Source organism: Dermacoccus sp. MPR-E5, from assembly GCF_058809565.1.
Genome location: NZ_JBXASS010000007.1, coordinates 141,512 through 157,410, shown reverse-complemented (window position 1 = coordinate 157,410; position 15,899 = coordinate 141,512). Strand labels below are relative to the sequence as shown.

13 protein-coding genes are annotated in these 15,899 nt (G+C 70.3%); 7 read left to right on the top strand and 6 right to left on the bottom strand.

Annotated elements, in window-relative coordinates:
• Positions 1-36 precede the first annotated feature (36 nt).
• Entirely contained in the window at positions 37-2,151 is a 2,115-nt protein-coding gene (locus AC1RS9_RS07440; protein WP_492921002.1) for a HelD family protein, read from the top strand.
• A 12-nt stretch (positions 2,152-2,163) separates the two neighbouring features.
• Here the strand turns inward: AC1RS9_RS07440 and AC1RS9_RS07435 are convergent, their stop codons facing one another.
• Both AC1RS9_RS07435 and AC1RS9_RS07430 read right to left on the bottom strand, forming a co-directional pair.
• A complete protein-coding gene (locus AC1RS9_RS07435) occupies positions 2,164-4,707 on the bottom strand; it encodes an ABC transporter permease (protein WP_136788825.1) in 2,544 nt (847 codons plus the stop codon).
• Between the two features lies 1 nt (position 4,708).
• Positions 4,709-5,455, bottom strand: coding sequence for an ABC transporter ATP-binding protein (locus AC1RS9_RS07430; RefSeq protein ID WP_170957280.1), 747 nt, complete (start codon positions 5,453-5,455; stop codon positions 4,709-4,711).
• 181 nt (positions 5,456-5,636) lie between these two features.
• On the opposite strand from AC1RS9_RS07430, the gene AC1RS9_RS07425 reads away from it, so the two are divergent.
• Positions 5,637-5,933, top strand: a complete 297-nt coding sequence (locus tag AC1RS9_RS07425; protein WP_006943722.1) for a WXG100 family type VII secretion target — start codon at positions 5,637-5,639, stop codon at positions 5,931-5,933.
• 53 nt (positions 5,934-5,986) lie between these two features.
• On the opposite strand, the gene AC1RS9_RS07420 is transcribed toward AC1RS9_RS07425, so the two are convergent.
• The 4 genes from AC1RS9_RS07420 to AC1RS9_RS07405 all read right to left on the bottom strand — a co-directional run bounded on the left by AC1RS9_RS07420 (position 5,987) and on the right by AC1RS9_RS07405 (position 11,373).
• Complete coding sequence (locus tag AC1RS9_RS07420; RefSeq protein ID WP_136788824.1) at positions 5,987-8,131, bottom strand: NADPH-dependent 2,4-dienoyl-CoA reductase; 2,145 nt, start codon at positions 8,129-8,131, stop codon at positions 5,987-5,989.
• Positions 8,128-8,859: a PadR family transcriptional regulator gene (locus AC1RS9_RS07415; RefSeq protein ID WP_492920999.1), complete on the bottom strand. Its 732-nt coding sequence runs from the start codon at positions 8,857-8,859 to the stop codon at positions 8,128-8,130. Before AC1RS9_RS07415 ends, AC1RS9_RS07420 begins: the two co-directional genes overlap by 4 nt.
• 285 nt (positions 8,860-9,144) lie before the next feature.
• Positions 9,145-10,782, bottom strand: a complete 1,638-nt coding sequence (gene groL / locus AC1RS9_RS07410; protein WP_006943711.1) for a chaperonin GroEL — start codon at positions 10,780-10,782, stop codon at positions 9,145-9,147.
• 312 nt (positions 10,783-11,094) lie between these two features.
• Positions 11,095-11,373, bottom strand: a complete 279-nt coding sequence (locus AC1RS9_RS07405; RefSeq protein ID WP_006943707.1) for a DUF3263 domain-containing protein — start codon at positions 11,371-11,373, stop codon at positions 11,095-11,097.
• An 80-nt stretch (positions 11,374-11,453) separates the two neighbouring features.
• Here AC1RS9_RS07405 and AC1RS9_RS07400 point away from each other — a divergent pair, with 80 nt between their 5' ends.
• The 5 genes from AC1RS9_RS07400 (at position 11,454) to AC1RS9_RS07380 (ending at position 15,799) form a co-directional block, all read left to right on the top strand.
• Complete coding sequence (locus AC1RS9_RS07400; protein ID WP_006943720.1) at positions 11,454-12,128, top strand: uracil-DNA glycosylase; 675 nt, start codon at positions 11,454-11,456, stop codon at positions 12,126-12,128.
• Positions 12,125-13,000 (top strand): SGNH/GDSL hydrolase family protein, encoded by an 876-nt coding sequence (locus AC1RS9_RS07395; protein WP_006943716.1) that lies wholly within the window; start codon positions 12,125-12,127, stop codon positions 12,998-13,000. The genes AC1RS9_RS07400 and AC1RS9_RS07395 overlap by 4 nt, the downstream gene beginning before the upstream one ends.
• A gap of 66 nt (positions 13,001-13,066) precedes the next feature.
• Positions 13,067-13,867 (top strand): molybdate ABC transporter substrate-binding protein, encoded by an 801-nt coding sequence (gene modA, locus AC1RS9_RS07390; protein ID WP_006943714.1) that lies wholly within the window; start codon positions 13,067-13,069, stop codon positions 13,865-13,867.
• Position 13,868: 1 nt separating this feature from the next.
• Complete coding sequence (gene modB, locus AC1RS9_RS07385; RefSeq protein WP_313956482.1) at positions 13,869-14,693, top strand: molybdate ABC transporter permease subunit; 825 nt, start codon at positions 13,869-13,871, stop codon at positions 14,691-14,693.
• Positions 14,690-15,799, top strand: a complete 1,110-nt coding sequence (locus AC1RS9_RS07380; protein WP_235006213.1) for an ABC transporter ATP-binding protein — start codon at positions 14,690-14,692, stop codon at positions 15,797-15,799. Before modB ends, AC1RS9_RS07380 begins: the two co-directional genes overlap by 4 nt.
• The last annotated feature ends 100 nt before the right edge of the window (positions 15,800-15,899 follow it).

Genomic DNA, 15,899 nt, shown 5'->3' with positions numbered 1-15,899 from the left:
GGGATTCTGCCTCCACTGCCCCGAAGGTGGTTCGCCATGCCCGATCCCGTGCTCGAGCCTGCGCTCGACCCCGTCCTCGACCACGAACGCGCGCACCTCGCCGCTGCACGCGCCCAACTCGCGCGCATGCGCGATTCGGCCGCCTCGCTCGACGCGTCGCGGGCCAGCGACGCCGTCAGCGGCGAGGCGCTCGGGGCGACGCTCGCCCGCCGCGTCGCGGCGCTGACCGACGACCCGTCGACGACGCTCTTCTTCGGCCGCATCGACTGGAGCGACCCGGCCGCGGGTGACGCCGCGCGCCTCGAGGAGCTCTACGTCGGGCGCCGCCACGTCTCCGACGAGGCAGGCGACCCGCTCGTCATCGACTGGCGGGCGCCCGTGTCGACGGCGTTCTACCGCGCCTCCCCTGCCGAACCGATGGGCGTGTCGCTGCGGCGGCGCTTCGGCGTCGAACGCGGCGAGCTGACGGCGTACGAGGACGAGCGTCTCGATGCTCCTGGGGGCACCGACGAGGCGGGCGCCGACGACCGGGCGGGCAGCGACATCCTCGCCGCCGAGATCGAACGCCCCCGCTCGGGCCCGATGCGCGACATCGTCTCGACGATCCAGCCCGAGCAGGACGCGCTCGTGCGCGCCGACGTCGCGACCACCGTCTGCATCCAGGGCGCGCCCGGCACCGGCAAGACCGCTGTCGGCCTGCACCGCGCGGCGTGGCTGCTGTACTCGTTCCGTGCCCGCCTCGATCGCGCCGGCGTCCTCGTCGTCGGCCCCAACGCGGCGTTCCTCGACCACATCTCCGCGGTGCTGCCGTCGCTCGGCGAGGCGCGCGTCGCGCACGCGACGATCGAGACGCTCCTCGACGGCAGCTACCGCGACGACACCCCGAAGAACCGACGCTGGCTCGTGCGCGGCGCGGACGAGGCGCAGGTCGCCGTCCTCAAGGGCGATGCGCGGTGGGCCGGCATCATCCACCGCGCGGTGTGGGCCCACGTCGGGCACCCCGACGAGGCGCTCGTCGTCCCCCGTGGCGCGCGACGCTGGCGGGTGCCCGCGTACGAGGTGGCCGAGATCGTCGCCGAACTCCGTTCGCGCGGCGTGCGATACGAGGCCGCGCGGGCGATGATGGCGCAGCGCCTCGCGCACAGCGTCATGCTGCAGCTCGAGGCCGCGGGCGACTCCCCCGACGATCGCGTCCAGGATTCCATCGCCCGCAGCGCGCCGGTGAAGGCGTACGTCAAGGCCCTGTGGCCGCAGCTCGACGCCGCCGGCGTCGTCCACCGCCTCCTTTCGGACGCCGACTTCCTGCACGAGTGCGCCGACGGCGACCTCGACCCGCACGAGGAAGCGAGCGCGGTGTGGGAGAAGCCGCCGCGCACCAAGGGGTCCGCCAAGTGGTCGCCGGCCGACCTCGCGCTGCTCGACGAGGCCGCCGACTGCATCGAACGCACGACCAGCCTCGGGCACGTCATCGTCGACGAGGCGCAGGACCTGTCGGCGATGCAGCTGCGCGGCGTCGGGCGCCGCTGCTCGACGGGCTCGGCGACGGTGCTCGGTGACGTCGCGCAGGCGACGACGCCGTGGGCACCGGGGTCATGGACTGCGACGATGACACACCTCGGCAAGAGCGACTTCCACCTCGAGGAGCTGCTGCAGGGCTTTCGCGTGCCCGCTGCCGTCATCGAATACGCCGCGCAGCTGCTGCCCGTCATCGTGCCCGGCCTCGCCGCACCGCAGTCCGTGCGCAGCAACCGCGGCGAACTCGACCTCGTCGAGACTGGCCCCGACGCGCTCGCGGCCGCCGTCACGGATGCGGTGCGCCATGCGACGACGACGCCCGGGTCGGTCGGCGTCATCGCCGTCCCCGGCGCGCTCGACGACATCGCGGAGGCACTGACACACGCCGGCATCGGCTTCGGGCGCCTCGGCGCGGATCACGGTGACGACGCCGACCATCAGGTCGAGCTCGTGCCCGCGCAGGTCGCCAAGGGCCTCGAGTTCGACCGCGTCATCGTCGTCGAACCCGCCGACATCGCGGACGCCGAACCCGATGAGGCGACAGGCCTGCGGCGTCTCTACGTCGTGCTGACGCGCGCCGTCAGCGCCCTGAATGTCGTCCACGCGCGCCCGATCCCGGCGCCGCTGACGTCGTGAGAGCGCACCCGATCACGGCGCGCTGATCGCGGCGAGAACGTTGAGTTTCGCGGCGCGCCGTGCCGGCCACCAGGCGGCGAGGACGCCGACGAGGGCAGCGAGCAGGAGGAAGAGCGCGAGCCGCAGCCACGGGATGACGAGCACGTCGACGCCCGAGTTCGCCTGCGTGCGCTGGAACAACACCCCGAAGATCGTGCCGAGCACGACACCGATGACGGCGCCGACGAGCGAGATCGTCACCGCCTCGAGGCGCACCATGGAGCGCAACTGCGAGCGGGCGAGGCCGACGGCGCGCAGCAGGCCGATCTCGCGGGTGCGTTCGATGACGGACAACGCGAGCGTGTTGATGATGCCGAGCACCGCGATGACGATGGCGAGACCGAGCAGGCCGTAGATGAGCACCAGCATCGTGTCGATCGGGGCTCGCTGCTCGGCGGCGTAGCCGGCTTGATCCTTGACCGTGACGGTCGGCAGATCGGCGACGACCGAGTCGAGCCCCTTCTTGACGTTCGCCGCATCCGCGCCGGGTCGGCGCAGCACGTAGAGGGTGTTGTCCTTCGTCGAGCCGCCCACCGTCTCGAACGTCGGCATGCTGACGACGTAGTCCGCCGCGCGCGGGCTCGCGTCACGGTCGAAGATGCCGATGACGGTGAGGCGCTTGACGTTCGCCCTGCCGATCGTCAGGCGCGTCACGTCTCCGACCGTGATGCCGTACGCCTTCGCCTTCTCCGACGAGATGAGCACGGAGCGATCGTCGAGGGCGTCCTTGCCGGAGTTGAGTTCGACGGGTGCGACCTGACGGAACGTGGCGGCGTCGACGCCTTCGATCGTCGCGGGCGCATCGTTGAACGTGCCGTCACCGAGACGCAGGCGCGAGACGGTCTGTACGCCGTCGACGCTGCGCATCCGCGTCGCGATGGAGGCGGAGATCGGCTCGGAGAACTGCCCGCTGACGACGTAGTCGCCGCGGAAGTTCTTCGCGATGAGCGCATCGACGCTGCCCGAGGCGGACGCGCCGAACACCGTCATCATCGACACGAGCGCCATGCCGATCATGAGGGCCGACGCGGTCGCCGCGGTGCGGCGCGGGTTGCGCAGGCTGTTCTCGGCCGCGAGCTGTGCGACGATGCCCGAGCGCGGGCGCGCCACGGCGGCGATCGCACGCACGACGGGACGCGCGAGCACGGGCGTCGCCGAGATCGTGCCGAACAGCATGAGCACCATGCCTGCGACGAACACCCAGATCGAGGTGTCGGCCGCGAGCTTCCAGGCGGCCAGGGCTGCACCGACGACGAAGACGAGGGCGCCGACGACGGCGCGGCGGCGCACCGTCTGCTCGGGTTCGACCTGGTCGTCGCGCATCGCCGCGATCGGTGAGATGCGCGAGGCTCGCCGCGCCGGCAGCCAGGCGGCGAGCGCCGTCACGCCGAGCCCGACGAGCAGCGACACCGCCACTGTGCGCGGTTCGAGGACGAGCCCACCGGTGTCGATGTCGGCGCCCAGCGCTGAGAGCAGCGCCGAGATGCCCTTCGCAAGCAGCACGCCGACCCCGATGCCGACGAGTGAACCCACGAGGCCGACGACGAGCGCTTCGACGAGCACGCTGGCGAGGACCTGGCGTGACGACGCGCCGAGTGCCCGCAGGAGCGCGAGTTCGCGGCTGCGTTGCGCGACGAGGATGCCGAAGGTGTTGACGATGAGGAACGAGCCGACGAGCAGCGCGACGCCCGCGAACACGAGCAGGAACGTCGTGATGAACGACAGCGCCTTCTTGATGCCGCTCGCGGCCTCGTCGGAGGCCTGCTTGCCGGTGACCGCCTCGAAACCCTTCGGCACGAACGGTTTGATCTGCTCGACGACGGTGCTCTGCGACACCCCGGGGCGCGCCTGGACCCACAACGAGGTGTAGGCGTCCTTGCCGTCGAGGAACAACTGCTGCGCAGTCTTCGTGTCGACGACCGCGAGCGTCGAGCCCACCATCGAGCCGTTCGCGTAGCTCGCGTACCCGACGAGCCGGCCGGACCAGCGCGGCGTCTGGCCCGAAGTCAGGATGCTGACGGTGTCGCCCAGGTGGTAGCCGCCGCGTTCGGCTGTCTTCGCATCGAGCGCGATCTCCCTCGCCGACGTCGGTGCCCGCCCCTGCGTGATGTGCAGCCCGGGCACGCCGTCGGCGGCGCGTGCGTCGTGGTAGTTCACCCCGAACGCGGGCGCCCCCTGGCCGCCGATGACCTTGCCGTTCTTCGCGAGGACGGTGGCGCTCATCGACGAGACGACGCCGTCGACCTGCGCGACGCCCTTGGCCGAGCGCGCCTTGGCGAGGACGTCGGGGCCGATCGTGCGCGTGTCGCCGCCGCGCGAGTGCTGCGAGGCGTCCTGGGTGGCACGCACGGTGGCGTCGCCGACGGTACCGTTCATGATGCCGCTGAACGCGCGGTTGAGGGAGTCGGTGAACATGAGCGAGCCGGCGACGAACGCGACGCCGAGCACGATCGCGAACGTGCTCATGAGCAGGCGCAGCTTGCGCGCCCAGACGGCCTTGAGCGAGGTGGTGAGCACGTCAGCGCCTCGCGGCGGCGTCGAACGCCTTCATGCGATCGAGGACGCGCTCGGACGTCGGCTCACGCATCTCGTCGACGACGCGTCCGTCCGCGAGGAAGACGACGCGGTCGGTGAAGCCCGCGGCGACGGGGTCGTGCGTCACCATGACGATGGTCTGGCCGAGTCGGTCGACGCTGCGGCGCAGGAACGACAGCACCTCTTCGCCCGAGCGGGAGTCGAGGTTGCCGGTCGGTTCGTCCGCGAAGATGATGTCGGGCTGCGTGACGAGCGCCCGGGCGCACGCGACGCGCTGCTGCTGGCCGCCGGACAGCTGGCTCGGACGGTGCCCGAGCCGTTCGCGCAGGCCGACGGCATCGATGACGTCGTCGAACAGCTCTTGATCGACCTTTCTGCCCGCGATCGAGGCGGGCAGCATGATGTTCTCGCGCGCCGTCAGCGTCGGCACGAGGTTGAACGATTGGAAGATGAAGCCGATGTGGTCGCGCCGCAGCCGCGTGAGGCGCTTGTCGTCGAGGGAGCTGACCTCGACGTCACCGATGAACACCCGCCCCGACGTCGGCGTCTCCAGCGCCGCGAGGCAGTGCATGAGCGTCGACTTGCCCGAGCCGCTCGGGCCCATGACGGCGGTGAACTCCCCTTCGAACAGCTCGAGGCTCACCCCGTCGAGGGCGAGCACCCGGGCGTCATCCTCGCCGTAGGCCATCGTCAGGCCGTCGGCCTCGGCTGCCACCACACGCTTCGTCATGATGCCAAGGTAGCTGTCCACTCCGACAACCGTCCCCCGGGCCGCGAGACAGGCTCGTTCATCCACAGCTGTGACGGCTGCGTGGCTCTGTGGACGGCCCGAAGCACGGGTGGGCGCCGTCGGCCTACCGTCGGAGGCAAGCGCCACGGGAGCAGCCCGCGCGCCCCACGAAAGGCACATCATGGCATCGCAGTACACCGTCGACTCCGACGCGATCTCCGCTCACGGCACCGACACCGCGACGCTCGTCACCGACCTCGAGACGTCTCTGACGAACCTCAACACGAAGCTGACGACGCTGCAGACGCAGTGGAAGGGTTCGGCGCAGACGAACTTCACCTCGCTCATGACGACGTGGAACACCGACATGAACAAGCTGAAGTCGACGCTCGACACGATCAGCTCGACGCTGCACCTCACGAGCAGCGAGTACTCGACGGCGGAGGACAACAACGTGCGCCGCTGGGTCACCGCCTGAGCGCGGCACCTGCCGGCCGTCGGGCCCGACGACGTGTCGGGCCCGACGGTTCGTCACAGCGCCGCGGCGAGCTCCGTGGCCTGCTTGATGGCGCGCTTCGCGTCGAGCTCTGCGGCGACGTCGGCACCGCCGATGACGGTGACCTTCGCCGGGTCGAGACCGAACGTGTCGGCCACCGACTCCTGACCCGCGCAGATGACGACGGTGTCGACGTCGAGCACGCGCTTGGTCGGCTCCTGGCCCTCGAACTTCGCCTTCGCTTCGGCGGGGACGCTCGCGTACTTCGCGTCGAGGGCCTTGAGCTGCGGCACCATCGTCAGGGGCAGGCCCGTCTTCTTCGACGCCTTCGTCAGCGGCCCGACGGCGCGCGGCGGCGTGGGCGTGATCGTCAGGTGCAGGCCGGCGTCGTCGACCTTGTCGTAGGTGGCGCCGCCGATGAACTCGACCTTCGAGTCCTTGAGCGTCTGGCGGTGCACCCAGCCGCTCGTCTTGCCCAGGCCCTTGCCGAGCGCGGTGTGCTTGCGCTGCACGAGGTAGACCTGGCGGCGCGGCTCCTCCGTGACCTTCTCGACGATGTTGCCGGGCACGTTCTCCGACTCGGTGACGCCCCAGCGCTCCATCCAGTGCTTGAGGTTCTCGTGCGGCTCGTGCAGCAGGTACTCGCTGACGTCGAAGCCGATGCCACCGGCACCGACGACGGCGACGCGCTCACCGGCGACCTTCTCACCGCGCAACAACTCGTCGTACATGACGACCTTCGCGTGGTCAATGCCCTCGATGGCGGGGCGACGCGGCGTCACGCCCGTGGCGAGGACGACGTGGTCGTAACCGTCGAGCGTTTCGGCGTCGGCACGTGTCGAGAGGCGGACGTCGACCTTCAACTCGTCCAGCCGCGTCATGAAGTAGCGCAGCGTCTCGGCGAACTCCTCCTTGCCGGGGATGTTCATCGCGAGACGGAACTGGCCGCCGAGGTGGTCGCGTGCCTCGAAGAGGGTGACGTCGTGGCCGCGCTCGGCGAGGTTCGTCGCGGCGGCGAGCCCGGCGGGGCCCGCGCCGACGACGGCGACGCGCTTGGCGCGCGGCTTCGGCACGGGCAGCAGGACGAGCTCGCCCTCGCGTCCGGCCTGCGGGTTGACGAGGCAGCTCACCTTCTTGCCGCTGAACGTGTGGTCGAGGCACGCCTGGTTGCACGCGATGCACGTGTTGATCAGGTCGGCGCGGCCCGCCTGCGCCTTCTTGACGAAGTCGGGGTCCGCGAGCAGCGGACGCGCCATCGAGACCATGTCCGCGAGACCGTCCGCGATGATCTGCTCGCCCACCTCGGGGGTGTTGATGCGGTTGCTCGCGATGACGGGGATGTCGACCTCGGCGCGCAGCTTGCCCGTCGCCCACGCGAACGCGGCGCGCGGCACCGACGTCACGATCGTCGGGATGCGCGCCTCGTGCCAGCCGATGCCGGAGTTGAACATCGACACGTCACCCTGCAGGTGCTGCGCGAGCGTCGCGATCTCCTCGAACGTCTGGGAGTTGTCGACGAGGTCGGCCACGGAGATGCGGTACAGGACGAGGAAGTCGTCGCCGGCGGCATCGCGGACGGCGCGCGCGATCTCGCGCGGCAGCGTCATGCGCTTCTCGGCGGAGCCACCGAAACGGTCGGTCCGGTCGTTCGTGCGGGCGGCGAGGAACTGGTTGATGAGGTAGCCCTCGGAGCCCATGATCTCGACGCCGTCGTAGCCGGCCTCCTTCGCGAGGCGCGCCGAGTTCGCGTAGTCGCGGATCGTCTTCTCGACGTCCTTCGTGCTCATCGCGCGCGTGCCGAACGGCGTGATCGGCGACTTCTTGTTCGACGCGCTCTTGCTCCAGGGCGTGTAGCCGTAGCGGCCCGCGTGCAGGATCTGCATGACGATGCGCCCGTCGTGCTCGTGGACGGCGTCGGTGACGAGCTTGTGCCGCCCGAGCTGCCGCTTCGCCGTCAGCATCGAACCCATCGGGCCGAGCTGGCCGGTGATGTTCGGCGCGAAACCGCCCGTCACCATGAGCGCGACGCCACCCTCGGCGCGTGCCGCGAAGTAGCGCGCGAGCTGCGGGAAGTCCTTGGCCTTGTCCTCGAAACCGGTGTGCATCGAGCCCATCATGACGCGGTTCTTCAGCGTGATGCCACCGACGTCGAGGGGGCTGAGCAGGTGCTCGTAACTCATCGTGTTCTCCCGGGTGCTGGGGTGCGTTCGTTGTGGTGCGGTCTGTCGTTCACGTCGTGCGCTCTGTCGTCCACGGCGACGCTCGCCGCGAGGTTCCCGTCGACGTCCACGTTCAGGTTCGCGTCCTCATCACCGTCTTCACCCCTGCGTGCAGGTGCACCCGGGTGCACCTGCACGCAGGGGGTGGGCAGCGTCTCGCCGCTGAGCAGCGCCACCATCTCGTCGCACCACTCGAGCATGGCGCGTTCGGTACGGATGCCCCCGCGCAGGACGGCGTAGGTCGGACGTTCCTCGTCGCTGAGGGATGACGGATCGGGGTAGTGCCTCGCGCAGTTGGCCTCGAAGTAGGCGAGCTGGGCGGCGTGCTCGTCGCGATGACGGCGGATGTCGGCGACGACGGCGTCCGCGTCGCCGAAGCGCATGCCGCGCACCTTGACGGCGAACTCGGAGCGCAGCGTCTCGCTCGGGGTGGGTGTGCGCGTCCATGCGAGTAGTTCCGCACGACCGGCCGGGGCGATCGTGTGGACGCGACGGTCGGGGCGACCCTCGCCCGCCTCGGTGCGGACCTCGACGAGGCCTGCGTCCGCCATCTTGGCGAGGACGCGGTAGATCTGCTGGTGCGTCGCGCTCCAGAAGAACCCGAGCGAACGGTCGAAGCGCCGCGTCAGGTCATACCCGCTCGCCTCGCGCTCGGCGAGGGACACGAGCAACGCATGCTGCAACGACATGCACCTAGTTTCATATGCGCAGATGCGCATGTCAACCGCCTCGATGTTGCCCGCGATTCGAGGCGCGGCACGCCCGAAACCCGGGCAACATCGCGAGAGGGAGTGCCGCCTGGACGACAAAAGGCTGACGCCCGCCCGAGCATTCACTCAGGCGGGCGTCAGCCCGTGGAGGCGCGCTTTCTCAGAAGCCCATGCTCTCTCGGGCTTCTTCCTCACACTCCGCTCCGGCCGGCCCCCGTCCTCGCATTCGCTCGGGGGGCGCCAGCCGTGGCGTACGTGCTTTTGTCAGAAGCCCATACCGCCCATGCCACCGTCCATGCCCGCCGCAGCGTCAGCGCCGGCGTTCTTCTCCGGCTTGTCAGCGATGACGGCCTCGGTCGTGAGGAACAGCGCCGCGATGGACGCAGCGTTCTCCAGCGCCGAACGCGTCACCTTCGCCGGGTCGATAATGCCCGAGGCGATCATGTCGACGTACTCACCGCTCGCAGCGTTCAGACCCTGACCGGCGGGAAGCGAGCGCACCTTCTCGACGATGACGCCCGGCTCGAGGCCCGCGTTCGTCGAGATCTGCTTGAGCGGAGCCTCGGCAGCGACGCGAACGATGTTCGCACCCGTCGCCTCGTCGCCCTCGAGAGCGGAGAAGGCCGACTCGGCGTCCTTCGTCGCCTGGATGAGCGCGACGCCACCACCGGCAACGATGCCCTCCTCGACGGCTGCCTTCGCGTTGCGCACAGCGTCCTCGATGCGGTGCTTGCGCTCCTTGAGCTCGACCTCCGTCGCGGCACCCGCCTTGATGACGGCGACGCCGCCGGCGAGCTTCGCGAGGCGCTCCTGCAGCTTCTCGCGGTCGTAGTCGGAGTCGGAGTTCTCGATCTCGGCGCGGATCTGCGCCACGCGGCCCTTGATCTGCTCGTCGTCGCCAGCACCTTCGACGATCGTCGTCTCATCCTTCGTCACGACGATCTTGCGGGCGCGGCCGAGCATGTCGAGCTCGGTCGACTCGAGCTTGAGGCCGACCTCCTCGGAGACGACCTGGCCGCCCGTGAGGATAGCGATGTCACCGAGCATCGCCTTGCGGCGGTCGCCGAAGCCGGGAGCCTTGACGGCGACGGCCTTGAACGTGCCGCGGATCTTGTTGACGACGAGCGTCGACAGGGCCTCGCCCTCGACGTCCTCGGCGATGATCGCGAGGGGCTTGCCGGACTGCATGACCTTCTCCAGGACGGGCAGCAGGTCCTTGATGTTCGAGATCTTCGAGTTGACGATGAGGATGTACGGGTCGTCGAGGACGGCCTCCATGCGCTCGGTGTCGGTGACGAAGTAGCCCGAGATGTAGCCCTTGTCGAAGCGCATGCCCTCGGTCAGCTCGAGGTCGAGGCCGAACGTGTTCGACTCCTCGACCGTGATGACGCCTTCCTTGCCGACCTTGTCCATCGCCTCGGCGATGAGCTCACCGATCTGCGGGTCAGCGGCGGAGATGGACGCGGTCGCAGCGATCTGCTCCTTCGTCTCGATCTCCTGGGCGTGCTCGAGCAGCTGCTTGCTGACGGCGTCGACGGCCGTCTGGATGCCGCGCTTCAGCGCCATCGGGTTCGCGCCGGCCGCGACGTTGCGCAGACCCTCGCGCACCATCGCCTGGGCGAGGACGGTGGCCGTCGTCGTGCCGTCACCGGCGACGTCGTCGGTCTTCTTCGCAACTTCCTTGACGAGCTCGGCGCCGATCTTCTCGTACGGGTCCTCCAGCTCGATCTCCTTGGCGATCGAGACACCGTCGTTGGTGATCGTGGGGGCGCCCCACTTCTTCTCCAGCACGACGTTGCGGCCCTTGGGGCCGAGGGTCACCTTCACGGCGTCGGCGAGCGTGTTCATGCCGCGCTCGAGGCCGCGACGGGCCTCCTCGTCGAAAGCAATGGTCTTGGCCATGGCTGTGGTTCCTCCACGTGACGTTCGGATCGACCACATCAGCGCCCGCGACGGACGGGCCCGATCACGCGCCGGTCATGTCGGCGCGCCCCGAACCCTCACTGCTGCAGTCAGGCTTTTGTCACTCTCACGATCAGAGTGCTAACCCCATGATTAGCACTCGCCCCCACCGAGTGCAAACCCTCCGCGCACGCACCCGCGTGTTGTTCGCTCATAGCGGCACCCCGACGTCTGTCGTGCGGCTGCCAAGATGGGCTGCGGCGCCACGAGAGCGGCGACATGCGGGGACGTGGCGGCGCGCTGAGCCGCGGTTCAGACGGTGCGTCGACGCCCCGCGCGGCGTCGCTGGATCCGCTTGACGAGCAACGGATCCGCGGCGAGCGCCGCCTCGGTGTCGGCGAGCTTGTTGAGCTGCTGGTAGTACTGCGTGCTCGTCAGCCCGAAGCGCTCCTTGATCGCCGCTTCCTTGGCGCCGGGCAGCTTCCACCACTCGCGTTCGAAGGCGAGCATCGCACGGTCGCGCTCGCTCAGCCCGGGCGCGTCGGCGTCACCGGGCACGTGGGCACCCGCGGGGGTCTCGATCATGGCCATCCGCTCAGGATACGAGGCCGCCCGGCCCGTTCCAACCGCGCTCGGGGCGGGTTGTCAGACCCGCGCGATAGGTTGGACACATGCCTCGTCCGTACGACGAACTCGTCCACCCGAGCTGGGTCGAACCCCTCGCGCCCGCCGCCGAGCACATCGCCGCCGCGGGGGCGTTCCTGCGTGACGAGGTGGCCGCGGGGCGCGGCTACCTGCCTGCGGGCGACGCCGTGCTGCGCGCGTTCACGCAGCCGTTCGACGAGGTGCGCGTCCTCGTCGTCGGCCAGGATCCGTACCCGACGCCCGGGCACCCGATCGGCCTGAGCTTCGCCGTCGCACCCGACGTGCGGCCCATCCCCCGCAGCCTCGCGAACATCTACACCGAACTGCACGACGACCTCGATATCACCCCACCCGAGCACGGTGACCTGTCGGCGTGGACCGATCAGGGGGTGCTGCTGCTCAACCGCGTCCTGACGGTGCAGCCCGGCAAGCCGGCGAGCCATCGCGGCAAGGGCTGGGAGCACGTCACCGCGACGGCGATCAACGCGCTCGTCGAGCGCGAGCAGCCCCTCGTCGCCATCCTGTGGGGGCGCGACGCGCGCTCACTCGCGCCGCACCTCGGCGACACGCCGACCGTCGAGTCGGCCCACCCCTCACCGTTGTCGGCCCGCGGCGGCTTCTTCGGCAGCAAGCCGTTCAGCCGCACCAACGCCCTGCTCGAAGAACTCGGCACGCACACGATCGATTGGCGCATCCCGTGACAGACACGACCCCCGACACCCGTACCGCCGAAGAGGCGCCCGCGGCCCGCAGCGGCCACGAGCGGACGTGGCGGCGCTACGTCGCCATCGGTGACTCCTTCACCGAGGGCATGAGCGACCCCGACCCGCGTCAGGACGACGCCTACCTCGGCTGGGCCGACCGGCTCGCCGTCGACCTCGCTCAGGTCGCCGACGGCGCGGGGCACGCATTTGAGTACGCGAACCTCGCGATCCGGGGCAAGCTGCTCGCCGACGTCGTCGGCCCGCAGCTCGACGCCGCGCTCGCGATGCAGCCCGACCTCGTCAGCATGGTCGGCGGCGGCAACAACATCATGCGCCCGAACGTCGACCTCGACGACGTTGCCGATCAGCTCGAGGCCGCCGTCGTCCGCCTCAAGGACGCCGGAGCCGACGTCATGCTCGCGACGATGGTCAACCCCACGGGTTCGAAGATCATGACCCGCTTGCGACCGCGCATCAGCTGGCACATCGCGAACCTGTGGGGCATCGCGCAGCGACACGACTGCTACGTGCTCGACGTGTGGGGCATGCGTGCACTGCGGGACATGCGCATGTGGGGTGCCGACCGCCTGCACCTGTCCCCCGAGGGCCACCGCCGTGTCGCGCAGCAGGCGGCGTGGACGCTGGGCCTGCCGACCGAGGGCGACTGGCTCGACCTGCTCCCGCCGCTCGAACCGAAGCCAGCCCGTCAGCGCCTGGCGGAGAACGCCGAGTGGTCGAAGGAATACTTCGGCCCGTGGATCGAACGCCGCCTGCGCGGCACGAGCTCGGGTGACGGGCGTGAGGCGAAACGCCCCCACCCGATGCCGATCGACCCGAGCGTCGCCGCCGAGCTGTTCCGACGGGCCTGACCACCCCGGCGTCCTCGCCCCGAGAACCGATCCGATCAGCCGACCGAGAGACAGAAGGCCACGAGGATGAATCGTTCCCTCACGACGGCGACCGCCGCCACCGCATCCGCCGCCGTGCTGGGTCTGTCCGGCTGCGGCGGGTCGAGCAGCACGAACTCGTCGGGCTCGAACGCCGCCGGCAGCTCCTCGGCCACGGCGAGCTCGAGCAAGACCATCACCGTCCTCGCCGCGGCCTCGCTCACCGAGAGCTTCACCAAGCTCGCCGAGGACTTCGAGAAGAACCACCCCGGCGTCGAGATCAAGATGAGCTTCGCAGGCAGCCAGGACATCGTGCGCCAACTCAAGGGTGGTGCACCGGCCGACGTCGTCGCCATGGCCGACACGACGACGCCCAAGACGATGCCGGCCGACATCACGCAGGGCAAGACCTGGACCGACTTCGCGACGAACGAACTCGAGATCGCGACGCCCAAGGGCAACCCGGGCCACGTCACCGACCTCGCGAGCCTCGCGAAGGTCAGCACCGTGCTGTGCGCCAAGACCGTGCCGTGCGGGCGCGCCGCCGACAAGGCGCTGGCGAAGGCGAACGTCCACGCGCACGTCGTCAGTTACGAGCAGAACGTCAAGTCGACGCTCGCGAAGGTCTCCTCCGGTGACGCGGACGCCGCGGTCGTGTACCGCACGGACGTCAAGGCCGCCGGTGACAAGGTGACGGGCGTCGATATCGCGTCCGGCTCGAACGTCAAGACGACGCTGCCGATCGCGACGTGGAGCAACAACGAGTACGCCAAGCAGTTCGTGCAGCTCATCACCGGCGCCGAGGGCCGCAAGGTGCTGAGCGACGCCGGGTTCGGCTCGCCGAGCTGACGTGAGCGCCCCCAGCGCCAGCAGAACGAGCCCCACCCGCCGCGCCCCCGATGCCGGCGGTGTGGTGCTCGGGGTGTTCGCAGCGGTCGCGGTCGCGTTCGTCGTCGTCCCGCTCGTTGCGCTGCTGCTGGAGGTGCGCTGGTCGCACTTCGCCGCCGACCTGCAGACCGCCGGCACACGCGAAGCTCTCCTGCTGTCGCTTCGCACCACGACGACGACGGCAGCCCTGTCCGCACTGTTCGGCACCCCTCTCGCCTGGTGGCTCTCACGCCTGCGGGGGCGTGCCGCCGCGTGGCTGCGGGCGCTCGTCACGGTCCCCCTCGTGCTGCCGCCCGTCGTCGCCGGTGTCGCCCTGCTCGACGCGTGGGGGCGCGGCGGCCTCATCGGCACGGTGCTGCAGGACAGCTTCGGCACGTCGCTGCCCTACTCGTGGGTGCGCGTCGTGCTGGCCGAGACGTTCGTCGCGATGCCGTTCTTCGTCGTCGCCGCCGAAGGCGCGTTCCGCGGCATCGACGCTCGGTGGGCGCGCACCGCCACCGTGCTCGGCGCGAGCCGCTGGTACACGCTGCGCCGCGTCCTCATCCCGATGGCGGCGCCCGGCCTGCTCGCGGGGTTGACGCTCTCCTGGGCACGCGCTCTCGGTGAGTTCGGTGCGACGATGACCTTCGCCGGCAGCTTCCCCGGCACGACCCAGACGGGCCCCCTCGCGGTGTATCAGGCGCTCGACATCAGTCAGGACGCCGCCACCGCCCTCGCGGCCCTCATGCTCGGCATCTGCCTCGTCGTGCTCGCCTTGCTGCGCGGACGCTGGAGCGGTGTGCGATGAACCCGTCTTTCTCGCCCGAACCGCCTGAGACGCCCGAACCGGAGGGGTTGAGCTTCGCCGGCACGATGCGGCGCGGCTCGTTCGAGCTCGAGGCCGCGTTCACGTGCGCTCCGGGCGAGGTGCTCGGGGTGCTCGGCCCCAACGGCAGCGGCAAGTCGACGCTCGTGGCCGGCATCAGCGGCCTCGAACATCTCACGAGCGGTGAGCTGCGCGTCGGGGAAGCCTGTTGGGACGACGGGCGCGGTCACGCCGTGCCCCCCGGCCGCCGTCAGGTGGGTCTCATGACCGCGGCGGGCGACATCTTCGGCCATCTCGACGCCCTCGAGAACGTCGCGTTCGGGCTGCGGGCGCGGGGCGTATCGCGCTCCGCCGCGCGCCGTCGTGCGCGGCAGGAGCTCGAGCAGGTGGGCATCGCCGACCTCGCGAGCCGCCGTCCGCACGAGTTGTCGTCAGGCCAGGCACAACGCGTCGCTCTGGCCCGTGCACTGGCCCTCGCCCCTCGGGTGCTGCTGCTCGACGAGCCGCTCTCGGCCATCGACCAGAGCGGCCGCGACGAGTTGCGCGCGCTGCTCGGCGAGCGCCTCGCGCGCACCGACGCCGTCACCCTGCTCGTCACCCACGACCCGCTGGAGGCACTGACGCTCGCCGACCGGCTGCTGTTCCTCGAAGCCGGGCGCGTGACGCAGCTCGCCCCGCCGCAGGAGGTCGTGCGCTATCCGCGCACGGCGTTCGCCGCCCGCGTCGTCGGCCTCAACCTGTGGCGAGGGACGAGCGACGGTCGCGCCATCACGACACCGGGTGGCGCCCGCATCATGGCCGCCGACGTGCCGCCGTCGGGCGAGCGGGCGTTCGCGGCCTTCGCGCCGACCGCGGTCTCGCTGTGGCGCGAGGTGCCCGCCGGATCGCCTCGCAACACCTGGCCGCTCGTCGTGCAGCAGATCGAGCACACCGGGACGTCGGCCCGCGTGCACCTGCGGGGTGACGCAGGCGTCGCGGCCGATCTCGTGGCCGACGTGACGCTCGAGGCCGTCACCGAACTCGGCCTGCACCGCGGCTCGCACGTCGCAGCGAGCGTCAAGGCCACCGACGTCACGCTGTACCGCTGACCCCTCAGCGCGCGAGCTCCTCCTGCCCTCCTGCACCATCGCGACGGCCTCGCCCGACCCTGTTGCGCCCAGATGCACCCGGGTGCTCTTGCACGCAGGT